We start from the raw sequence: 22,617 nt of genomic DNA on the forward strand, positions 1-22,617 counted from the left end.
AAAACATTAAATTCTGCAGATTTTCCACGGCGGACGCCAATGCCCGCCGGAGCAGCTGCTGGACGGACAACCCGTCAGTGCAAGCAATGTGCTGTCAGAGCTTCCGGGCGGCGGCCATGGGCCTGTGCCGCGTGCACTGGCCGGCGATGAGATTGATGGCATCATCGCCGATTTCGGTGCAGCTACACGCCGGGCTATTGAAGCCGGATTCGACGGCGTGGAGATTCACGGTGCGAACGGATATCTGCTGCAGCAGTTTTTCTCGCCGCATTCCAATACGCGCGGCGACCGCTGGGGCGGAGATCTGCAGAAACGCCGGGCCTTTCCGCTGGCTGTTCTGCGCGCGGTAAAAGGCGCTGTGAAGAAACATGCATCGTCGCCGTTCCTTGTCGGCTACCGCTTCTCCCCCGAAGAACCGGAAACACCGGGGATTACAATGACCGAGACCTTCGCGCTTATCGATGCGCTGAAGGAAGAGGGGCTGGACTATCTGCACGTCTCGCAGATGGATCTGTGGTCGCGGCCGCACCGTGGGACCGGGGACGGCCGTCCGCGGATTGAGCAGATTGTTGACCGTGCCGGCGACGGGCTGCCGGTAATCGGTGTCGGTTCTCTGTACAGTGCTGAAGATGCACTGAAGATCCTGTCCAGCGGAATCAGTCTGGTGGCTCTGGGCCGTCCGCTGCTGACTGAACCGGACTGGGTGCAGAAGGTAGCGGAAGGCCGTGCGGTGAAATAGAGACGGAACTGGACCCTGCTGCCCAAGACGCCCTATTCATCCCTGATCCGCTCTGGAGAGCGCTGATTCATACACCGGGCTGGCTTCCGGTGAAGTCTTAACCCGGACACTCGCCTGAAATACCTGCCCGTTCATAACCTTCCGCTGCCGCCCCGGCCTGTAAAACGAACACAAATATCCCCGGCTAGGGGCCTCTGATCCAGCTAGCCGGGGATATTTGTAGTCTTATGCGGACTCATGCAACGCGGAATCCGCAGCAGTTAAGCCTTCTGTTCAGTCAGCTTGGCAATTTCGACTATAACCTGAACGGCCTTCAGCATGACATCTACCGAGGCATACTCGAATTTGCCGTGGAAATTCTCGCCGCCAGTGAAAATATTCGGCGTAGGCAGCCCCATATACGACAGCTGCGAACCGTCCGTACCGCCGCGGATCGGGGTGATCACCGGCGTAATGCCGAGGTTCTCCATGGCTTCCTGGGCGATGTCGACGATGTGGCGTACCGGCTCGATTTTTTCGCGCATATTATAGTATTGATCCTTCATTTCCAGCACTATATTCTCCGCCCCATAGGTAGACTGGAATTCCTCTACAATAGCAGCGATATACGCCTTCCGGTTCTCAAAGGCCTCGCGGTCAAAATCGCGGATGATATACTGCAGCTTGCTCTGCTCCGCTGTACCCTGCATGGAGATCAGATGGTAAAAGCCCTCATAGCCCTCAGTGAATTCCGGGGCTTCACCGGACGGCAGTCTGAGATGGAACGCCATGGCGATTTTGGCGGAATGGATCATTTTTCCCTTGGCGGTTCCAGGATGCACATTCACCCCTTTGAAGCTGATCTTAACTCCGGCAGCGTTGAAGCTTTCGTACTCCAATTCTCCGAGTGGTCCGCCGTCTACGGTGTAGGCATGGGAAGCACCGAAGCGTGCGACATCGAATTTATGCGGTCCGCGTCCAATTTCCTCATCGGGGGTAAAAGCCACCCGGATCTTGCCGTGTCTGATTTCCGGATGCTCCAGCAGATAGGCCATTGCAGTCATAATCTCAGCGATTCCCGCTTTGTTGTCCGCGCCCAGGAGGGTTGTCCCGTCCGTGGTAATCAGCGTGTGGCCTTTATATCCGGCCAGCTCGGGGAAGCTCTCCGTGGAGAGGACAATGTCCAGCTCTTTATTGAGGACAATATCCTTGCCGTCATAGTTCTCGACAAGCTGCGGCTTCACCCCCGCGCCGGTGAAATCTGTCGCGGTATCCAGATGCGCGAGAAAGCCAATGACAGGAACCTCCTTGTCCGTATTGGCAGGCAGGGTAGCCATGACATAAGCATGCTCGTCCACGGTGACCTCCACCAGCCCCAGCTCTTGCAGCTCAGCTACCAGCTTGCGGGCCAGCTCCATCTGTCCGGGTGTAGAAGGGCAGGCTTCATTGTCCTCATTCGATTGGGTATCCATTTGAGCATACGAAATAAACCGCTCTATCAGCTTTTCCTTCATTAAACAGGTCATCTCCTCTGTGTCATCATATGTCTATAGTATCACTTTCTATACAATGTCTCATCCCTTGGCGGGAGAACTGGCGAGTCACGGCTCTAGGGCTGCCGGGATAGAGAAACAGGCTCTTCGCGGAGGAGAACCGCTGTGAGCAGATAACGGTCCGGTGCCGAGCCGACATAGGTAAACGGGTAACAGGTAATGAGCGTGAGCACTGCCTCATCGCTCCGTTTGATAACCCCCCTGGCGTCTCCGTCTACTATCTTGCTGCCTGTAACGATATAAATGAATTTACCTTCTGCAGTCTCCACCTCAATCCGGTCATCTTTCTGCAAAGTACCGAGTCCCCGGAACACCGTGTCACGGTGGCCGGCCAGCACGCTGTTGCCGATAGCGCCGATGGGAGCACTGCCCTTATCATGTCCGGCCCCCTTTTTCAGCTGCGGGCGTTCTGTGCCCTCCACAATGGCAATCCGCTTCTCCAGCTTGGGCAAATAAATTTCCCCGATAATGTCGCCCTCGGTGTAGGCGGGCTTGGACGGGGGGGTTCCCCCCGCTGGACTGGCCATTCCGTCAGGCAGTGGTGTTTCTTCATTGTAATGGTATATATTGGGAGCTTCCTCCCTCTTTTTCTCCCATTCCCGCAGGGCCTGACGGGCTTCCACCGGTGCTTTGAGGATTTGGAAGGCTGAATAGAGCAGTACACACAAAGAGAGTACGAAGACCAGCTTCACGGCAATGACCAGCCCGGAACGCTTCTTCATACTCTCTCCTCCAACCTGTGATGTAGTGGTCTTACTTCTTCGAGTTCAGTCTGCGCAGGATGATCAAGCTCACAACCGCTACGGCCAAACTGAGCAGAACCAGGTTATACCACGGCTCAGCGGTGTCCGGCAGCTTATCGCCGCCATCCGGTCCTCCAAGCGGAAGCTCATTGTCGGCGAGCGGTGTTTCATGGTCCGGCGACGGGGTAGCCTCAGTGCCGGTTCCAGTGCTGCCGGTACCCGGTGAAGCTGAAGGTGTGTTGCCCCCGCTACTGTTGTGGCCTCCGAGCGGAACCGGCGGATCGGTTACAGCAGCCTCATTCGGGTCCGGTGATGCGGCTGCCGAAGGTGAAGCGGACGGTGTGACGATTGTTCCCGGCACCGAGCTGCCTGTTGGAGAGGCCGTTGGACCAATCGGCGGGTTCGGTGTAACGGAAGCGGAAGGCGTAGCGCTCGGGTCAGCCGACGGGTTCGGTGTAACGGAAGCGGAAGGCGTAGCGCTCGGGTCAGCCGACGGATTCGGTGTAACGGAAGCGGAAGGCGTAGCGCTCGGCTCCGCTGACGGTCCGGCCTCACCGGAAGCGGAGAACACAAAGGCTACACTGGTCGTTGTCGCCTGATATTCATTGCCCGCCTCATACGGAAAGGTTACATCCATCTGAATGGCTTCCTGGCCTCCCCCGGCCAGTGTTCCCACAGCCACTCTCCCCTCGGCTTCGCTCATCACCCCGGAATAGAGGATAACTCCCTCTTTTTGCAGGGTCATTTGCAGAATATCGTACAATTCGCGGTCTCCGGAGATGAATTTGAAATCTACATAGTAATTGAACGGTTCATTGCCCTCATTAATCACTGTATAGTCGGAAGTGGTCACATCTCCCGGCTGCATGTTGGCCATCTTGGCCATACTGGTTGTGTGCGAATTCACCGTAAGCTTAATTGTGTCCTCTGCACTTACTCCCCCGGCGTGCCAGACTACCCCGGCCAGAACAATCAGAATATACAAGCCTAGTACTGCTTTATGGTATTTTTTCTTCACTTGCCCGCTCCTTTCCTATGGGAAGTCAATTCTGCCACCGGGGAAATCCGGCACCATCCCTGCTTTATTCAGTGATTTGCTCAAATCTTGTCGAAAAGAGTGGTTTTCTGAAGGACTACTAGATATAAAATGGGGCAGTTAAAAATGAGTTTGAGTGAAGAAGGATTATGTATGTTCGTTATAACGAATAATATCAGTATAATCAAATTTCAAAATAAACAAAAACGCTGAAAATTGCTTTTAATGATTTTAAAAGATCAAATGGTTAGATTAATGCATAGGTATTTACAAATAGCTTCGAATATCTAAATATTTCTCGATATTACGAAAAAATATTGTATTTTATAAAGAACAAACAAACATTCTTCCGGCGTCGGGTTTCACTTGACCTGGAGTGCTGCCGTCAACTTTTCAACGATATAGATTAAGCTTAAATAATTGTTGATGGGGGCAGTCACTGTTAGCGGAAAAAGGTTCAAGAAACGAACCCATTCGGCTTATGGAGTATCCTATGTTGGAAAAAGTATCACTAAACGAACCCATTCGGCTTACGGAGTATCCTATGTTGGAAAAAGTATCACTAATCCGGCGGAAAGCGGTCATTTAGGATGAATATGGGCGAAATAGGTGTACAAAATCCCACTAAAACCTTCTGGAGCCCGGATTTCAGCGAATTAGTTTTACTTTTTCCACTTCGCTTCAATCTCTTATGAGCTTCATTGCATTCCCCAAGCTTTCGAGCCTTCTAGTTCTCCATTTTACTGGTGCTCGCAGTGGGGACATATTTGCATTTTGAGGCTGCTGAGAAGGTCCATGGCTAAAAATACATACAAAAAAAGAGATTGCACAGTCAGGGCTGAACGAATGCTTCCCTGACCGGCACAATCCCCTTGCTCTATTCTAACTAGGCATAGATTAGCTTCCCTTAACCAGCTCGGCAACAAGCTCATAGGAATGCAAGCGTGCAGTATGGTCGTAAATCTGCGAGGCGACAATGAATTCGTCAGCCTGAGTTTCTTCCACGATCTGCAGCAGTCTTTCCTTAATTGCCGTTTGATCTCCGGCGATGGAGTACAGCTGCTTGCTGAGCAGCATAGCTTTTTCCTGAGGGGACCATAGTCCCTCCATGCTGTCTACCGGCGGCTGCAGCTTGCCGGTACGGCCCCGGATAATATTGAGGAACTGCTGCTGCTGTGACGTGGCAAGCCAGCGGGCCTGTTCTGTGGTTTCCGCAGCAGTAATGCCAAGTCCCACCATTACATGCGGTTTATCGAGTACCGCCGACGGCTTGAAGCTGGTGCGGTACAGGTGAAGAGCAGGCAGCAGATAATCGGGTGCGAAATGGCTGGCAAAAGCGAAGGGCAAACCGAGCTGCCCCGCCAATTGGGCGCTGAAGCCGCTGGAGCCGAGCAGCCAGATGGGCACATTCAGCCCTTCGCCGGGTACCGCGCGCACGCCGAGCGGACGTGATCCGGCACCGTCCGGATCGAAGTAAGCTCTTAGCTCGCTGAGCTGCTCAGGGAATTCACTGCCGTCCTGGCCCAGTCCGCGGCGCATGGCCCGGGCCGCAGCCTGGTCAGAGCCGGGAGCCCGGCCCAGCCCGAGGTCGATACGGCCGGGATAGAGGGATTCGAGTGTGCCGAATTGCTCGGCAATCATCAGCGGCGCATGATTGGAGAGCATGATGCCTCCTGACCCTACGCGGATGCTCTTGGTGCCTGCGGCCACGTGGCCAATCACGAGCGAAGTGGCGGAGCTGGCAATGCCCGGCATATTATGATGCTCTGCGAGCCAGTAGCGGTGGTAGCCCCAAGCCTCAGCATGGCGGGCCAGATCAAGCGTGTTATGAAAAGAGTCCGCTGCCGTTCCCCCCTCCACAATTGGAGCCAGATCCAGCACGGAAAACGGAATGTCCTGCAGTTTTTTCACGAATAATCCCTCCCAAATAAGTATTTCTATTAATAACCAGTATTTGCAGTGCGGAAGTAATCTACCCGGCAATTATAACATGAAATAATATTATTTACACACTTTAAGTAAGCAAATATCCCGAAGAAGGCAGTTTCCATTAGGTATTTAGGTGTGCTTAGGGGGTGGATTCCGCAAGTTCATAAGTTAGTGGAGCATAAGAAGGATTGATAAGGTTTTCAAAATTGAAATTCCACCTGCTGGTTTAACTTTCCGGTGGAATCATACAACGTGTGAAATAGGGCGGGCTGGTGTGAAATGAGGGTCTTTTGGCAAAAAAGCCTTGAATGTAAGCGTTTTAAAAATTCTCTTGTCAAAATTGTGAACCCTTGCTATAATCGCTTTGAAAAGCTTTTCTAACCAAAGGAAGTCACTCAAATGAAGCCAACAATCAGAGATGTCGCCAAAATGGCAGAGGTGTCGATCAGCACCGTGTCGCGTGTAATGAATGCGCCCCATACTGTAGTAGAGAGCAAGCGCAGCCGTGTAATTGAAGCCATTGAGAAGCTGCAGTATCAGCCGAATGCTTTTGCCAGGGGGTTGATTTACAAGAAATCCAATACGCTGGGACTGCTCATACCAGATATTGAGAACCTTTACTTTGCCGGAGTGATCCGGGGGATGCAGGATGCCTGCATTAAGCTGGGCTACAGTCTGATGATCTGCAATACAGACCGCGACAAGGAACGGATGCTGAGCTACATTGACACGTTTCATGAGAAGCAGGTGGATGGGATTGTATACGCCAGTGATGTTCTGTATCCGGAATGTTACGAGAAGCTGACGGGCTGCAGAATCCCCTTTGTACTGGTGTCTTCCCATTCGGAAGAATTCGATGTGCCGTCAGTGGAGGTTGATGATGAGAGAGCGGCCTATGACGCCGTGAAGTTCCTGATTGAGCTGGGGCATACCGAGATCGGGATGATCGGGTTCAATCATGACAACTCCGTGTCCGGCCCGCCGCGTTATGAAGGATTTGTAAGAGCACTGAATGAAGCCGGGCTTGAGCACAATGTAGAGAAGGTCAGATACGCCAATCACCGCTTTGAGCATGCCTATCAGGCAGCGCATGAGCTGTTTACAGATTATCCGCAAGTGACAGCCCTGTTCTGTGTAGCCGATGAGTTCGCGATGGGAGCCATTTCGTATCTGAAGGACCGCAATATTCTGGTGCCGGGGCAGGTATCCGTCATCGGGTTCGACAATCTGCGGATGTCAGGCATGTACATTCCGAAGCTGACGACCATTGCACAGCCAATCTATCAACTGGGCTACCGGGCAGCGGAGAAGCTGCATGAACTGCTGACCACCGGGAAGGTTGTAGTTCCAACGGAAAAAATGGAGCATAAGCTGATCGTAAGAGAATCCTCACGGGAAAGATGAGCGCTGCTCATTTTCCGATAATCTGAAAAGCTTTTCAAACTACTGTGCAACGACTCTGGAAATGCGGGGAATATACGCTGAACAGCACTGAAAAGCATCATTCCAACAATTTAACAGCATAAATAACCACCAGCAGACATAGCTATTAGAAAATTGAAAACGTATACAAGTTATGCTGAATTTTTGGCCATAACTTTTGATGAAAAGCTTTGCAAGGAGGTGATCCCGCAGGCAGGCGGAGGCAATACCCGGAAGAAGCATAAGGAATGCAGTCTCTAAAACCATAATTAAAGGGGATGTATGACAAAATGAAAAAGGCTACGGGACGAAAACTGTCACTCGCCATGGTGCTGTGCTTATCCTTCACCATGATGCTTAGCGGATGCGGCGGAAATAATAATACCAATAATGCGGCCAAGACCGATCCGCCAGCGGCTACAGAGGCACCGGCTGCATCTAACAGCCAGGCTTCACCGGAAGCTTCGGAAGCCGCTGCTGCGGGCTCACCGCTGGATTTGGCTATGAAAGGTGAATATAAAGGCACCAAGGTAACCATGTTCGGACCGTTTGTGGATGCCGACCAGGTGAAGTTTGAGAGCAGCATTAAGGAGTTTGAGGCCAAAACCGGCATCGATATTCAATATGAAGGCTCCAAGGAATTCGAAGCGACGATCAACATCCGTGTTGACGGCGGCAATGCGCCGGACATCGCCGACTTCCCGCAGCCGGGCCTCTTGGCCTCCATTGCCAAAACCGGCAAAGTGGTTGATCTGACCGGGGTGCTGGACCAGGAGAAACTGAAAGCGAACTACAACAAAAGCTGGCTGGATATGTCCACCATGGACGGGAAAGACGGCAAAATCATGGCCGGGATCTGGAACCGCAGCAATGTGAAAAGTCTGGTCTGGTATCCGAAGAAGCAATTTGACGATGCCGGTTATACTGTTCCGGAAACCTGGGATGACATGATGGCGCTGACTGAGCAAATTGCCAAGGACGGCGATCCGGCCTGGACCATCGGGATTGAGAGCGGTGCGGCAACGGGCTGGGCGGCAACCGACTGGATAGAGAACATTATGCTGCGTACTACTACTCCTGAAAACTATGATAAATGGGTAAAAGGCGAGCTGCCGTTCACTTCACCTGAGGTGAAGAATGCCGTAGAAGTGATGTCCAAGATCTGGCTCAATAAAGATTACGTCTATGGCGGAACCAAATCGATTGTAACTACAGCCTTCGGGGATGCCCCGAAACCGATGTTCGAGAACCCGCCAAAAGCCTGGTTCAATCTGATGGGGAACTTCATTACCAGCTTCTTCCCGGAAACGGCCAAGGTGGATCAGGATTACGACTGGTTCTATCTGCCGCCGATTGATCCGCAATACGGCAAGCCGGTGCTGGTGGCGGGCGATATCTATGCCATGTTCAATGACCGTCCTGAAGTGCGTGCAGTCATGGAGTTCTTCACCACAGGCGAATCGATCAAAACCTGGGTACAGTCCGGCGGCGTGATTGCCCCAATGAATGATGCTTCCCTGGATTGGTACACCTCTGAATCCGACCGCCGGATGGCGAAGCTGGTGCAGGATGCTTCCACACTGCGCTTCGACGGCTCTGACCTGATGCCGGGCAAAGTGGGCGCGGGCACGTTCTGGAAGGGCATGACAGACTATGTGAGCGGAACAGCTACACTGGATAAGGCCCTGGAGCAGATTCAGTCAGGCTGGAACAATTAAGCTTGGACTTTCTTAAGTCATTAAGATTCATTTAAAAAGCGGGGCAGTGAGCAGCGAGTACAGCCTGTCCCGCTTTTTGCCTGTCAAAGGCGCGCTGACTGCCCGAATGGACGGTTTGCAGGGCTTACGAAGGGTTTTGCTGCGCAAAACCTAAGCGTATGCTTACGAAAACAGTTTTGCGCACAAAACTTAAGCCGATGCTTCCGAAGCCAGTTTTGTACGAAGCGGTTCGGATGATGCTTAAGCTCACAAAACTTTCAGGAGGAGCTAATATGGATGCACAAATGAAGCAGAAATCCAGTGACCCCGGTGCACAAGTGAAACAGACCATCAGCATCAAGGCGGTGCTCCTGTCCCTTGGGATTCTGCTCGCCAACATCGTGATCAATGGCCTGATTTTTGTGTTCTTCCGGGATTCTACGCTGAATCCGCTGCTGACTGCGGTTCTTGCCGTACTGTGGGGCGTGCTGGGCGTGTATCTGATTTACTATACGCTGACCTGGGCGGTGGAGCAGTATCCTGACCATATCCGCAGGAAGGTGCTGCCGTATATTTTTATCGGCCCGGCGGTAATCATTCTGGGCTGGCTGCTGGTGCTGCCGGCGCTGCGGACGCTGTACCTGAGCTTTTTTAATGCTTCCTCGGAGAAATTTGTCGGACTCAGCAACTATGCCGCGATCTTCAGCGACCACCTTATGGCGACCGCACTGCGCAACAATCTGCTATGGGTATTCATCGGAACGCTGGCCTGTGTCTGCTTCGGGCTGCTGATCGCCATTCTTGCCGACCGCAGCAGCTACGAAAAAATCGCCAAATCGATCATTTTTATGCCCATGGCCATCTCTTTTGTAGCCGCGGGAGTCATTTGGAAATTCGTCTATTATTATCAGCCGGGCGACGAGCAAATCGGACTGCTGAACGCGATTGTGACCTATTTTGGCGGCGAACCGCAGGCTTGGACGAGTATGCTGCAGCCCTGGAACAACTTTTTTCTCATTATCATTCTGATCTGGATGCAGACAGGGTTTGCGATGGTAATCTTTTCTGCAGCAATCAAAGGGGTTCCCGACGATATTCTGGAGGCCGCGCGTGTGGACGGTGCAGGTGAGGTGAAGATTTTCTTCGGCATTATGATTCCGTTCATCTCCGCGACGATTCTGACCGTTACAACCACCATTATCGTCTTTACATTGAAAATATTTGACGTCGTCATGGTGATGACAGGAGGTCAATACGATACAGAAGTGGTAGCGACACAGTTCTACCGGCAGTTCTTTATGTACCGTAATTTTGGGTACGGCTCAACGCTGGCTATTGTGCTCCTGATCGCAGTTTTGCCTGTAATTCTTATTAATCTGCGGCAGTTCCGCAAGCAGGGGGGATTCTAAATGGCCGGCAAAAAGAAAAGAAAAGGCGGCAAAACCATCGTCAATCTCGTGCTGGGCGTCATCTGCTTCATTTGGCTGCTGCCGACGCTGGGCCTCTTTATTTCCTCATTCCGTCCTGCAGCGGATATTCTGCAGACCGGCTGGTGGAAGGTATTCCCTCATCAGGAGTGGACGCAAGGCGAGACACTGCAGCTGTCCAAGGATACCGATCTGCGCCAGCCGATTGAGGTGAACGGCCAGACCTACACGGACGACCAGCTGAAGGCGGGCGTGGAGGTGGACGACAGCCGCCTGATGTGGGAGAACCGCAGAGCGCGCACGATCAATATGCAGGAGCAGGGCTGGAAGACCACCCCTGATCTTACTATGGATAATTACAGCAATGTGTTGTCCGGCAAAGAGTACAAACTCACGGAAGCGGACGGCAGTGAAACGATGCAAAAGGGTACGGGGCTGTCGCAGGCCTTCTGGAATACGCTGACGATTGCGGTCCCGGCTACGGTCATTCCGGTGCTGATCGCCTCTTTTGCCGCGTATGCCTTCGCCTGGCTGCGGTTCCCGGGCCGCAAAACACTGTTCGTAATCATTATCGCCATGCTCGTGATCCCGATTCAAGTCGCATTGATTCCTGTGCTTAAGGACTATACTTCGCTTGGTCTGAACGGAAGCTATCTGGGGATCTGGCTGGCACATACCGCTTTTGGTCTGCCGCTGGTTACCTACTTCATGTACAATTTCATCAGCCAGCTGCCCAAGGATCTGTTCGAATCGGCCTTTATTGACGGCGCGAGCCATTTCACGATCTTCAGCAGACTGATTCTGCCGCTGTCCGTGCCCGCTCTGGCCTCCATCGGAATCTTCCAGTTCCTCTGGGTATGGAATGATTACCTGGTGTCGCTGATTTTTATCGGCAACCAGCCTTCGGTGCAGGTCATGTCGATGAAGATCGCCGACCTGGTCGGCTCGCGCGGCAACGACTGGCATCTGCTGACCTCCGCGGCTTTTATTTCGATGCTGATGCCGCTGGCGATTTTTTTCCTGCTGCAAAAGTACTTCGTCCGGGGGCTTATGGGCGGTTCGGTGAAAGGCTGACGGTTGGCCGGACCGGTGCGCGGCAATACCGGTTCCGGCGGCAAATCTATAAAGCGGAGGTCTGGACCGCTGAAGCGGGCCGGTCCGGAAGAAGTCCGCGATGAGAAGGAGACTTAGCGATGAAAATGAAGCCCTATGAGCATCCGGCGGCGCTGTATCCTTACCGGGAATGGAGTCTTGATGAAGACGCCTATCAGGAGGAGTATAACCAGAGGAGCGAGAGCGTGTTCTCGCTGGGCAATGGATATATCGGCATGCGCGGTAATTTCGAGGAAGGTTATCACGGTCTTGCGGGAACCTCGGTTGCCGGGAATTATCTGAATGGCTTTTTTGATTCTGAGCCGATTGTGTATCCCGAAGGGGCTTACGGGTATCCCGGCCGCAATCAGGCGATGCTGAATGTGACGGATGCGCGGATCATTGAACTGAGTGTAGAGGGCCATGCCTTCCATCTGAACAGTGGTACGGTACACCGCTACGAGCGCAGGCTCGATATGAAAAGCGGCATACTCCACCGTGAAGTGGAATGGGAATCGCCTGCGGGCCACCGGGTGCTGCTGCAAATCCGGCGGATGGTTGCCTTGCAGCATAAGCATCTTGCCGCCATTGAATACCGGGTAACGGCGCTGAATTTCGACGGCACGTTGAAGTTTGATTCCGCTATGGATGGGGAGATCGTCCGGCCGGAGGCGAGCGATGATCCCCGGTTGGGGGCGGGCAGTACGGAGCCCAGCCTGCTGCTGGAAGACACAGGGGATGAGGGTGCCGGCGGCTTCCTGTGGATGAAGCAGCGGACGCGCCATACCCGGTTCGCGCTGGTGACGGCGATGGGTCATGAACTACAGGCGGAGATGGGCCGCGAGATGGGACGCCAGCTGGCCGGGCAGCGGATTTCGGTGTGTTATGCCGCTGCCATCCGCAGCGGGGAGAGCGTCACGCTGAGCAAATATATCACGTACCATACCTCCAAGGATTATGGCGAGGGGGAACTTCTTAGCCGGAGCGCCTTTGTGCTGGACATGGCGGGGAAATGCGGTTTTGCCGGGCTGGCCGCTGAACAGCAGGCCTACCTGGATACTTTCTGGAGTCATACGGATGTAGAGATTACAGGTGACCCGGCGCTGCAGCAGGGAATCCGCTTCAATGCTTTCCAGCTGCTGCAGTCTGCCGGCCGTGACGGGGTAACGAATATCGGTGCCAAAGGCCTGACCGGTGAAGGGTATGAGGGCCATTATTTCTGGGATACCGAAATGTATATGCTGCCGTTCTTTACCTACACTCAGCCTGCCGTCAGCCGGGCGCTGCTGGAGTTCCGCTATGCCACGCTCGGCAAAGCGCGGGAGCGGTCAGCGGTGATGTCGCAGAAGGGGGCGCTGTACCCGTGGCGCACCATCGATGGTGCAGAGAACTCGGCCTATTTCCCGGCAGGCACGGCCCAGGCCCATATCAATGCCGATATTGCCTATGGCATCAAGCAGTATGTGCAGGCGACCGGGGACGTGGAGTTTCTTGCCGCCAAGGGTGCGGAAATTCTGTTCGAAACGTCGCGCTTCTGGGCGGACCTCGGCCATTACAATCCGGCGCGCGGCGGAGCCTTCTGTATTGACGCCGTAACCGGACCCGATGAATATACGGCCATTGTGAACAATAACGCCTATACGAACCTTATGGTGCGGGATCAGCTTCTGTATGCCTATGAGACGGCAGACTGGCTCCGCCGCGAATATCCCGGTGATTATGCACGGCTGCAGCATGAGATGGGCCTAAGTGCGGAGGAGGCAGACGGCTGGCTGGAAGCTGCGGAGAAGATGTTTATCCCTTTTGACAAGGCGTTGGGCATTTATGCGCAGGATGATACGTTCCTGAGCAAGCAGAAATGGGATTTCCAGCGGACCCCGGCGGATAAATATCCGCTGCTGCTGAACTATCACCCGCTGGTCATCTACCGCCACCAGGTGCTGAAGCAGGCCGATCTGGTCATGGCCTTGTTCCTGCTCGGCGATCAATTCAGCCTGGCCGATAAAATCCGCAATTATCAGTATTATGAGCCGCTGACGACTCACGATTCTTCCCTGTCGCCGTGCATTCATAGTATTGTCTCCGCCGAAATCGGCGATTTGGCCGGAGCCTATGCTTACTTCGACCGTACGGTACGGATGGATCTGGATGATATCAACCGCAACGCCAAGGACGGGCTGCACATGGCCGCTATGGCAGGCTCATGGATGTCGATTGTGAACGGCTTCGGCGGAATGCGCCAATATAACGGACAACTGTGCTTTAGTCCCGCGCTGCCGGAGCAGTGGGAGAGCTACCGCTTCAAGATTACGTACAGCGGACAGCTGCTGGACATCTATGTCGACCGGGAGGCAGCGGTGTATACGCTGCTTGAGGGGGAAGGTCTTGAGATCCGGCACAAGGAGCAGACGCTGCGCCTGTCTCCGCAGGAGCCGGTGCGGGTTGCGCTGGCAAAGCGGCTGGAAGCGGTGATCTTCGATCTGGACGGTGTGATCACCGACACGGCCGAATATCACTAACTGGCCTGGCAGGCGCTGGCCGATGAGCTGGGCGTGCCCTTCAGCCGGGAGAAGAATGAACGGCTGAAAGGCGTCAGCCGCATGGAGTCGCTGGACATCGTGCTGGAGGACAGCGGCCTCGGTCTCCCGGAAGCCGCGAAGCTGCGGCTGGCGGAGCAAAAGAACGATCATTACAGGGAAATGATCGGGCGCATCACCCCGGCCGACCTGCTGCCGGGGATCCCGGAGCTGCTGGATTCCCTGCGGGAGCGGGGAATCCAGGTGGGGCTGGCCTCGGCGAGCCTGAACGCTCCGGTTATTCTGGAGCGTCTCGGCGCAGCCCGTTGGTTCCAGGCGATCGCCGATCCGGCCAGTCTCCGGAGGGGCAAGCCCGACCCGGAGATTTTCCTGCAGGCGGCGGAGCTGCTTGGGGTCACGCCGGGCAACTGCATCGGCGTGGAGGACGCGGCGGCGGGCATCGCCGCGATTAAGGCCGCGGGCATGAAGGCCGTAGGCATCGGAAGCCCGGCGCAGCTGGGCGATGCCGATCTGCTGCTGCCCCGGACCGCGGAGCTGAGCGTTGAGCAGCTGCTGGAGCTGATTAAGCCATAAACGGGAACACCCCGCTACCCTTCATTGCTGGGAGAGAAACGGGGAACACCCCGCTACCCTCTATTTCTGGAGGAGAGGCGGGAACACCCCGCTACCCTCTATTTCTGGAGGAGAGGCGGGAACACCCCGCTACCCTCTATTTCTGGAGGAGAAGCGGGAACACCCCCGCTACCCTCCATTGCTGGAGGAGAAGCGGGAACACCCCCGCTACCCTCTATTGCTGGAGGAGAGGCGGGAACACCCCGCTACCCTCCATTGCTGGAGGAGAGGCGGGAACACCCCGCTACCCTCCATTGCTGGAGGAGAAGCGGGAACACCCCGCTACCCTCCATTTCTGGAGGAGAAGCGGGGTGTTTGCATTTAGAACTACGGTCTGGAATTAGGGTGGAGCTGCGGCTGGATTTACGGTCAGGGGATTATGGCCGAGCCTGGCCCAGTCTGGGCGAGTCCTAACCGAGTTCTGGATATTCACTGCGACCACCCGTTATAGTAAAGGCTATACAAGTTAAACTTAAATAAGTGGGAATGCAAGCAAGCAGGCAGGCAAGCAGGTGAATCCTTATGCGGATGCCGGTGCCGATACGAATCTCTTTCAAATTAGGCTAGCACTCGCATTCTATTGCATTTTGTGCAGCAGATGATCCATAAATCGGTCGAAAAGCTCCATCTATTGCATTCTGTACATTAGAATCCCCCGGAAAAGCTGTTTTTGACTCAAAGTCGGGAAATCTGTTGCATGAAATACAGCAGAATGCGATTCGTAGCCGGAACACTGAGCGTTCTATTGCACAAAGTGCAGTCATGCAAAAAATTCACTTTTGTTATCCAAATTGAAGACTACGGATTTCAAGTTCAAACTATATAGTCCGGGGAGATCTGCCCCAAATGATGCTTCATGTGCTCCAGGTAATCTTCGATCAGCCATTGCAGGGTGACGGTTTCACCGCTCTCTTTCAGGAATACAAGCCGGAGCTGGTCTGAACTGAGGCCGGAAATGACCCGCAGGATGGCCTGGTTAAGGCTGACCCAGAGAGCTATTACTTCCTCTTGGGTGGCGCGGCCGTACTGCTGGGCGGTCATCCACTCGTCTTGATCGTAAAGGGCAAGAGACAGCGGCTGCGGCTCGTATTGTACTTTGATGAAGCGCGACATATTGTTGATAGCGGAGTCGCACAGATGTCCAAGCAGCTGGAGCTTGGACCATTTGCCTCCCGGACGCGGGGCTGCCGCTTCTTCAGGAGAAATAGAGATGAACGCCGCAGGAACCTCCTTCAAGAGTGATTGTAGGCCCGAAATTGTAGTCTGGATCATTCGCTTTCACTGCCTTTCGATTGTATTTAGAAATGCCGGAACCCTGAACGCCCGGAAAATGGGGGGCGATATTACATGATGACAATTGCGTCAGGGGTAGTTGTATTTCGTACAACTACAATGCAGGATTTCTTCTTAGTTACTAGTTTAATTGTATTCTGTACAGTTATTATCTTTGAAGAAGCCGATTTGGAGGGGAAAGCTGATCTTTAATTGTACGAAATACACTTATTGCTCATTTTGGAGCTCATTTGTTCCGAATAATTGTAGAAAGCGCAGTTAGCACAGAGATACCTCTCAATTTGGCTGGGTCCAAGAGCAACTGCAAGGAAAGGGAAAGGAGTAGGCGGAGTGGAGGAACCGCCTGTCTGCGGTTGCCGCACGCAGAACCGCCCGTCTGCGTTGCCACGCAGAACCGCCCGTCTGCGTGCCACGCAGAACCGCCTGTCTGCGTTGCCGCGCAGAACCGCCTGTCTCCGTTGCCGCGCGCAGAACCGCCCGTCTGCGTTGCCGCGCAGATCCGCCATACGCGCAGCACCACGCATTGACCGTACCGCCGGTCCCCCCCCGCTCTCCGCGTGTTAGGTCGTAGAGCCTTCTTGCAGCTTCACCGGCAGAATATTGGCAGGGGAGACGCTGGCCCCTTCCACCTGCTTCAGAATCAGCTCTACCGCCAGCCGGCCCATCTCTTCCACCGGCTGCCGGATTGTGGTGATGGACGGATGACTCAGGCTGCACAGTGCGGTGCCGTCATAGCCGACAATCCGCACATCCGCCGGCACGCGCCGCCCGCTCTCGCGGCAGGCCTTCAGCGCATAGGCGGCGATCAGATCGCTGCCGGCGAAGATGCCGTCAATCCCGGGATGTTCCCGGAACAGCTGCTCCAGCAGCCGTTCATACGCCAGAACATCGAAGCTGTTATTGTCCGTATGCAGGGAGGTCTGCCATATACCCGCCCTACGGGCGGTATCGGCAAAACCCTCATATCTGAGATGGGACAAGAGATTCAGCTCCGGGTGGCCGCCGATATGGGCGAGCTTCCGGCAGCCTTTTTCAATTAATAATGTGGTCGCCAATTGTCCCCCGGCATAGTTGTCCGAACAGACATAAGGAATAGCCGGGGAGATTTGCCGGTCAAAGGTGACCAGGGGCAGGTTCATCTGCCGGTAGGCTTCGACCTCCAGCGTATGACTGCCCATAATGATGCCGTCGACCCGGCTTGAACGCAGCATATCGATATATTCCAGCTCTTTGATTTTGTCCTGTTGCGAGTTGCAGAGCAGCAGCTTGTACCCGTTCAGGTAGGCGTGCTCCTCAATATGGCTGGTTAATTCACTGAAAAAAGGAAGCGAGATTAGGGGGATGATCAGTCCAATGATATTAGACCTGGAACGGCTCAGTGAACGGGCCAATTCATTGGGCCTGTAGTTCAGCTCTTCCATCGCGGTATAGACCCTTTGCTTCAGCGCTTCGCTTAAATAACCCCTGTTGTTCAGCACTCTGGATACCGTTGTGGCCGAAACGCCGGCTTTGAGTGCTACGTCTTTTATGGTAGGCATCGTAAAGGTCTCCTGTCTAAGCGGTTCCTGCAAATTTATTCTATCCGGTCTGACCTGAGCTGTCCACAGAACCGGGTTTTGCCCTTCTATTTCCCGCTGAAACGATTCAAGGTCATGGCTAAGCCACAGCGAAACCTCAGTGTTATGAGGCAGAGCGATAAATGGGCAGACGGGCAGAATTTCGATGTATCTGAAACTATTAAGCGGCGTTTTCGCTTCGTTGCTTCGCGATGGCAAGTGCAGAGTTTGGTCACCAAAAAACTTCTCCAGTAAAAAAGAGCAGCGAGGCAGCAATCCTCCTGCTCCATTTTGCACCCATTACAATTACTTCGTATAAGCCAAAAACATATAGGTCTCCCCTACGGCCAAGCCGTTGATGGTATATGAGGTTTTCCCGGAGATCGCTATCGTCTGTCTTACCCCGTCCCAACCGATCACTTCCAGCTTATAAGTCCCGTTAGGCAAGCCGTTGATGGTATATGATGTGCCGGGATGATTGGTCCAGTAATCCAGGTTCTGCCATACCCACAGCTTCTTGCTGCTTCCGTTCAGCACATACTCGCCGGTTTTCTTAGGATCAAGAGAAGCAAACGACATTCCTTTGGTTTTTTCAATGACGTTTTCCAGCGTTTTTCCCCGAGTCACTGGTACCCAAGAATCCGGGCTCGAACTCAAACCGTAATAAGTATCAGTGGTTGCCGAATTGAACAGGCTCCATGGAAATGCGAATTGTGTGGCCGGGGTTTTACCGTCATTTTTCACTACCCCAAGGTTGTCCCAAATCGCCGTAAAGAAGCCTTTGGCCGCTTCTTCTTCGGTAATCAGGCGTTTCTTGAAATTGAATTCTGTAGAGTAAAAATTGACGTCTGCCGTAATGCCGGAGGCCCGTTTGACCGAATCGAAGTTGCTCTGCGCTGAATATTTGTAGGTTCCCTTCATAGGGGCGTATTGGATGTCGTAATATGTATGCAGATCAATTCCGTCGAGTTTGCCGGAATTATAAAGATCGGCGATGGCCGGTCCGTAGCCTCTGAGGGTATAGTCGCTGTTCGAATTCGCCTTCGCAAATCCACCAGGATTCACTTTCAGGGACTTGTCGACTGAATGCACGCCGTCCGCTAAACCTTCAAGAGCGTTGTGATAATCCGTCTTGGAAATCAGATTTTCCACATCGGGCTCATTCAAGGCGGTATAAATGCTGACCCCCCAATCCTGTATACCATTGGCCTGCGCCCACTTCCCATTGGGCCGGAAACGATCAGCGAACGCCTGACCGATGCTGTACCATTTGTCGTAGTTGCCGAGCAATTGTCCGTTCTTCTCATAAGAACCGTAGTATTCAAACAGGATCATCGGTGTTATTCCGTGCTGATAGGATTGGAGCATCATACTGTCCAGCCGTTCAGGTGTGGGAGCATTGTTCGCATAATAAGATTGGGGATACAGGTTGACACGGGTCATTCCAACTCCGATCGTATTCAATGTCTGAAAACAATTCGTTTGGGTTGTGCTGCCATTGGTGAAATTGCCGCCTCCCATGATCGCACCGATCTCTTGAGTGGAGGCTGATCCGAATGCGTTTTGACCAGAAAGCAAGGTAATAAGCATTGCTATGAACAGCGTAATCTTCCGTTTCATTTTTTCACTTCTCCTCATTATTCATTACTTTCCTCTGTCTGGATGGACAAAAGAGACAGAAATATATCCAATCACCTCTTTAGTAATAAATTGTTATTTTGTGTAAATAGTATCAAATTGAGATCGGCCAAATCAACTTTATTGATTTAGATTAATGCAAAATGCTCAATTCAGTGAAAATAGAGCCATAAAGAGGGAAGCGGAAGACAGTCAACGAATTAATATATTGTCGAAACTTCCCGTATATTTTATGGCTCGTGAATAAAAGGTTTTCGCTATTAAGAGTGATAGGCAGACTTTGAGATAGATGCATGGGGGTATGCTAATGGTCGCAGGGAGATTTGATCTCAAAGTGTTACAAAGCTGGCGGATGCCTCTTCTTCTGGTTGCTATGTTGAGCGCAATCCTGTTTCCGGCGTTGGCGGTCAAGGCCGAGGGTGAGCCTCCGCAGAATGTGCTGGTGCTGCATTCCTACCAGAAGGGTTTTGCGTGGACGGATGAGCAAAGCGACGGCATTGAAGAACGTCTCAAAGGTGCGAAAAATGCCCCGGTGATTTATACGGAGTATATGGACTGGAAACGTTATCCCAGCCAGGAGAATCTCCGGCAATTGTATCAGACGATTAAGCTCAAATATCACAACATTCATGTTGATGCCATCATCACCACGGATGATGCCGCACTCAGCTTCGCACGGAAATACCGGCAGGAAATCCTGAACGACGCGCCTATTATATTCAGCGGAGTAAATGAACTGGGTGTGGACAACATCCCGGACAAGCGCAATATAACCGGTGTGACCGAAAAGATCGACCCCATCCGCACCATACAAATGGCGCTGCAAATTAATCCTTCAATCCGCAAAGTGTATGTTGTATTTGACAACTCGGAAAGCGGACTCTCTACAGGCAAGCTGGTCATGGACCAGATTGCCTCGCTGAATCAGGGGCTTGAGTTCATCCCCCTGAACCGACTCTCCAGTGAACAGATTGTTCAAAACGTCTCGGGCCTCTCTTCAGACAGTATTGTACTCATGACTACATATTATAGTGATTCCACCGGAAGAATTATCGAATTTGAACGGTTTGCAAGCGAGCTGGGTCGAAGCAGCAGTGTGCCGGTCTATCATATCTATGATTTTGCCCTCAACCATGGGGCTTTCGGCGGAAGCCTGATCAGCGGCAAAATTCAGGGCCAGACCTCTGCGGAACTGGCACTCCGTATTCTGCAGGGTGAACGCGCCGATGAACTGCCGGTCGTTACGGACAGTACGATTCGTAATGTGTTCGACTATAATGAGCTTCAGCATTTTGGGATTCCCCTGAACAAGCTGCCGAAAGGCAGCGAGGTGATCAACAAGCCTTTTTCTTTCTACGAAACCTATAGGACACTGGTGCTGGGCATTATTGCAGCTTTTGCCGTTCTGCTGGTTTTCATCCTCATTTTACTGTTCTATGTGCAGCTGGTGAAACGGATGCGAAGCCGTCTGGAAATAAGCAATGAGCGCTTCAGTCTGGCGGCGTATGGCTCGGATGCAGTGATCTGGGATGTGGATATGTCCACGATGATCTACTATTTCTCGGATAGCTGGTACGAGCTGCTGGGCTACGAACGGGGTGAGATCAATGAGAGCCATGGCGGGTGGAGGGAGATTGTCCATCCGGAGGATGCCGAGCAGGAGGACAGGCTGCGCACACAGCATCTGGAGGGGCGTTCTTCTTATTATTATGCCGAGTACCGGATGCGCAGCAAAACAGGGGAATACATATGGTTTCAGGCCCGGGGCAAGGTACTGCGGAGTGCGGGCGGGGGGTACATCCGTTTTGCGGGATCGATGGTGGATGTGACGGACCGCAAGGGTTACGAGAGCAAGCTGCAGATGAGCTACCAGGAACTGGAGTCCACCTATGAGGAGCTGACCGCTCTGCAGGATGAGCTTTTGGAGCAGTATAACAAGGTTGTGGAGAATCAGGCGCTGCTGCAGGCCAGTGAAGAAAAATACCGGTTCCTGGCCTATAACGATGTTCTTAGCGGTCTGCCAAACCGGTTGTCGCTGTCCGAGGAACTGACGGATTTTATTGAAGAGCATCCGGGCGGGCAGGCCGCACTCTTTTTCCTGGATATCGATAACTTCAAATATATTAATGACACAATGGGCCATACCTTCGGCGATGAACTGCTGGTGAAGGCTGGTGAACGGCTGCTGGAATTGTCAGACGGGCGGTGCAGGCATTTCCGTTTTGGAGGGGATGAATTTGTCATTCTGTTAAAGGATGTGGATGGATATACTGAGGTGATTTATTATGCGGAGTCTCTGGTTCAGGGCTTCAGTGAGCCGTTTGGGCTTAATGCCAGCAGTGTACATATCTCGGTTAGTATCGGAATTGCCAGTTATCCAGAGAATGGGACGAGTGCCGAGGAGCTGCTGAAAAATGCCGATATTGCGATGTACAAGGCGAAGGAGGCGGGTAAAGGCACCTATGTCGTCTATGGGGAAGAGATGCAGCAGCATTTTGATGAACGGATGATTGTGGAACATCATTTAAGGAATGCGATTGCGAACAATGAATTGTCGCTGCAATACCAGCCGCTGGTGGATACCGGCTCAGGCCGGATTTGGGGCTTTGAAGCCCTGATCCGCTGGAACAGCCCGGTGCTTGGATTTGTGTCTCCCTTGTCGTTCATCACCATTGCCGAGGATTGCCGCCTGATTGTTCCGATTGGGGAATGGGTGCTGCGCAAGGCCTGCCGTTTCATGAGGGAGTTGCAGGCACAGGGATACGAAGGCTATCACATTTCGGTGAATATTTCAGTGGTCCAATTGATGCTTGATGACTTCGCGGATATGGTGCTGGCTGTACTGGAGGATACCGGACTTGCGCCGGAGTATCTGGAGCTGGAGATTACCGAGTCGATCTTTATGGAATCCTTCGAGGCGATCAGCTCCAAGCTGGAACCCCTCAAGCAGAGAGGAATCGGCATTGCGCTTGACGACTTCGGGACAGGCTACTCTTCGCTAAGCTATCTGAAGCAGCTGCCGATCACCACGCTGAAGATCGATAAATCCTTTATCGACAGTATTGATACACCGAACAACATGTCGCTGGCCAGCTCCATTGTGACGATTGGCCATGACATGGGGCTGAACGTAACCGCCGAAGGTGTAGAGACGCAGGAACAACTGGCCTTTCTGGAGCGGACAAGCTGCGACAAGATCCAAGGCTACTTCATTAGCAGACCGATCCCGGAAAAAGAGGTTGCCAGCTGGATTTCTGGCAGACAGACGGGCTGAGCTGGAGCTTAGATTGGGGCTGAGGCGAAATGAGAGGTAGAAGTACCCTTGATTAGGCCAGAAGTGGGCAACAGGGTGAAATGAGAGGTA

The 22,617-nt window shown here is 53.1% G+C and carries 15 protein-coding genes and 1 pseudogene; 9 read left to right on the forward strand and 7 right to left on the reverse strand.

Going from position 1 to position 22,617, the window contains the following annotated elements; genetic code table 11:
• Nucleotides 1-10: 10 nt before the first annotated feature.
• Nucleotides 11-840: pseudogene (locus tag BLQ82_RS26935) on the forward strand (oxidoreductase); the annotation flags it as partial.
• Nucleotides 841-999: 159 nt separating this feature from the next.
• Here the strand turns inward: BLQ82_RS26935 and pepT are convergent.
• From pepT to BLQ82_RS26955, 4 genes are all read right to left on the reverse strand, one after another.
• Complete coding sequence (gene pepT, locus BLQ82_RS26940; protein ID WP_062525664.1) at nt 1,000-2,232, reverse strand: peptidase T; 1,233 nt, start codon at nt 2,230-2,232, stop codon at nt 1,000-1,002.
• Between the two features lie 95 nt (nt 2,233-2,327).
• On the reverse strand, nt 2,328-2,993 hold the full coding sequence (locus BLQ82_RS26945) for a sortase (RefSeq protein ID WP_062525662.1): 666 nt from the start codon (nt 2,991-2,993) through the stop codon (nt 2,328-2,330).
• Between the two features lie 31 nt (nt 2,994-3,024).
• Nucleotides 3,025-4,032: a hypothetical protein gene (locus tag BLQ82_RS26950; RefSeq protein ID WP_062525661.1), complete on the reverse strand. Its 1,008-nt coding sequence runs from the start codon at nt 4,030-4,032 to the stop codon at nt 3,025-3,027.
• Between the two features lie 915 nt (nt 4,033-4,947).
• The gene (locus BLQ82_RS26955) at nt 4,948-5,961 is read right to left on the reverse strand and encodes an LLM class flavin-dependent oxidoreductase (RefSeq protein ID WP_208810737.1); all 1,014 of its coding nucleotides are present in this window, start codon (nt 5,959-5,961) and stop codon (nt 4,948-4,950) included.
• Between the two features lie 417 nt (nt 5,962-6,378).
• On the opposite strand from BLQ82_RS26955, the gene BLQ82_RS26960 reads away from it, so the two are divergent.
• The 6 genes from BLQ82_RS26960 (at nt 6,379) to pgmB (ending at nt 14,727) form a co-directional block, all read left to right on the forward strand.
• A complete protein-coding gene (locus BLQ82_RS26960) occupies nt 6,379-7,383 on the forward strand; it encodes a LacI family DNA-binding transcriptional regulator (RefSeq protein WP_062525659.1) in 1,005 nt (334 codons plus the stop codon).
• A 308-nt stretch (nt 7,384-7,691) separates the two neighbouring features.
• Nucleotides 7,692-9,119, forward strand: coding sequence for an ABC transporter substrate-binding protein (locus BLQ82_RS26965; protein WP_062525656.1), 1,428 nt, complete (start codon nt 7,692-7,694; stop codon nt 9,117-9,119).
• Nucleotides 9,120-9,403: 284 nt separating this feature from the next.
• A complete protein-coding gene (locus BLQ82_RS26970; RefSeq protein ID WP_062526138.1) occupies nt 9,404-10,507 on the forward strand; it encodes a carbohydrate ABC transporter permease in 1,104 nt (367 codons plus the stop codon).
• Nucleotides 10,508-11,599: a carbohydrate ABC transporter permease gene (locus tag BLQ82_RS26975; RefSeq protein ID WP_062525654.1), complete on the forward strand. Its 1,092-nt coding sequence runs from the start codon at nt 10,508-10,510 to the stop codon at nt 11,597-11,599.
• Nucleotides 11,600-11,718: 119 nt separating this feature from the next.
• On the forward strand, nt 11,719-14,136 hold the full coding sequence (locus BLQ82_RS31175; RefSeq protein WP_244281020.1) for a glycoside hydrolase family 65 protein: 2,418 nt from the start codon (nt 11,719-11,721) through the stop codon (nt 14,134-14,136).
• A gap of 15 nt (nt 14,137-14,151) precedes the next feature.
• Nucleotides 14,152-14,727, forward strand: a complete 576-nt coding sequence (pgmB, locus tag BLQ82_RS32865) for a beta-phosphoglucomutase (protein ID WP_342028184.1) — start codon at nt 14,152-14,154, stop codon at nt 14,725-14,727.
• 852 nt (nt 14,728-15,579) lie between these two features.
• Here pgmB and BLQ82_RS27000 read toward each other — a convergent pair.
• Nucleotides 15,580-16,038: a DinB family protein gene (locus BLQ82_RS27000; protein WP_062525652.1), complete on the reverse strand. Its 459-nt coding sequence runs from the start codon at nt 16,036-16,038 to the stop codon at nt 15,580-15,582.
• Between the two features lie 75 nt (nt 16,039-16,113).
• Between BLQ82_RS27000 and BLQ82_RS32195 the strand changes: the two genes are divergently transcribed.
• Nucleotides 16,114-16,251: a hypothetical protein gene (locus BLQ82_RS32195; protein WP_157243839.1), complete on the forward strand. Its 138-nt coding sequence runs from the start codon at nt 16,114-16,116 to the stop codon at nt 16,249-16,251.
• Between the two features lie 368 nt (nt 16,252-16,619).
• Here the strand turns inward: BLQ82_RS32195 and BLQ82_RS27010 are convergent, their stop codons facing one another.
• Both BLQ82_RS27010 and BLQ82_RS27015 read right to left on the reverse strand, forming a co-directional pair.
• The gene (locus BLQ82_RS27010; RefSeq protein ID WP_062525648.1) at nt 16,620-17,597 is read right to left on the reverse strand and encodes a LacI family DNA-binding transcriptional regulator; all 978 of its coding nucleotides are present in this window, start codon (nt 17,595-17,597) and stop codon (nt 16,620-16,622) included.
• A 324-nt stretch (nt 17,598-17,921) separates the two neighbouring features.
• Nucleotides 17,922-19,235, reverse strand: coding sequence for a hypothetical protein (locus BLQ82_RS27015; RefSeq protein ID WP_062525645.1), 1,314 nt, complete (start codon nt 19,233-19,235; stop codon nt 17,922-17,924).
• A gap of 325 nt (nt 19,236-19,560) precedes the next feature.
• Here BLQ82_RS27015 and BLQ82_RS27020 point away from each other — a divergent pair, with 325 nt between their 5' ends.
• Entirely contained in the window at nt 19,561-22,527 is a 2,967-nt protein-coding gene (locus BLQ82_RS27020) for an ABC transporter substrate binding protein (RefSeq protein WP_062525643.1), read from the forward strand.
• Nucleotides 22,528-22,617 lie beyond the last annotated feature (90 nt).

This window comes from Paenibacillus jilunlii, from assembly GCF_900102965.1.
In the GTDB taxonomy this organism is placed as follows: domain Bacteria; phylum Bacillota; class Bacilli; order Paenibacillales; family Paenibacillaceae; genus Paenibacillus_AQ; species Paenibacillus_AQ jilunlii.

Coding starts and splice junctions, on each gene's coding strand:
- BLQ82_RS27010 (WP_062525648.1), bottom strand. CDS start 17,597: ATGCCTACCATAAAAGACGTAGCACTCAAAGCCGGCGTTTCGGCCACA.
- BLQ82_RS26960 (WP_062525659.1), top strand. CDS start 6,379: ATGAAGCCAACAATCAGAGATGTCGCCAAAATGGCAGAGGTGTCGATC.
- BLQ82_RS27020 (WP_062525643.1), top strand. CDS start 19,561: ATGGTCGCAGGGAGATTTGATCTCAAAGTGTTACAAAGCTGGCGGATG.
- BLQ82_RS26975 (WP_062525654.1), top strand. CDS start 10,508: ATGGCCGGCAAAAAGAAAAGAAAAGGCGGCAAAACCATCGTCAATCTC.
- BLQ82_RS32195 (WP_157243839.1), top strand. CDS start 16,114: ATGATGACAATTGCGTCAGGGGTAGTTGTATTTCGTACAACTACAATG.
- BLQ82_RS31175 (WP_244281020.1), top strand. CDS start 11,719: ATGAAAATGAAGCCCTATGAGCATCCGGCGGCGCTGTATCCTTACCGG.
- BLQ82_RS26945 (WP_062525662.1), bottom strand. CDS start 2,993: ATGAAGAAGCGTTCCGGGCTGGTCATTGCCGTGAAGCTGGTCTTCGTA.
- pepT (WP_062525664.1), bottom strand. CDS start 2,232: ATGAAGGAAAAGCTGATAGAGCGGTTTATTTCGTATGCTCAAATGGAT.
- BLQ82_RS27000 (WP_062525652.1), bottom strand. CDS start 16,038: ATGATCCAGACTACAATTTCGGGCCTACAATCACTCTTGAAGGAGGTT.
- BLQ82_RS26965 (WP_062525656.1), top strand. CDS start 7,692: ATGAAAAAGGCTACGGGACGAAAACTGTCACTCGCCATGGTGCTGTGC.
- BLQ82_RS26970 (WP_062526138.1), top strand. CDS start 9,404: ATGAAGCAGAAATCCAGTGACCCCGGTGCACAAGTGAAACAGACCATC.
- BLQ82_RS27015 (WP_062525645.1), bottom strand. CDS start 19,235: ATGAAACGGAAGATTACGCTGTTCATAGCAATGCTTATTACCTTGCTT.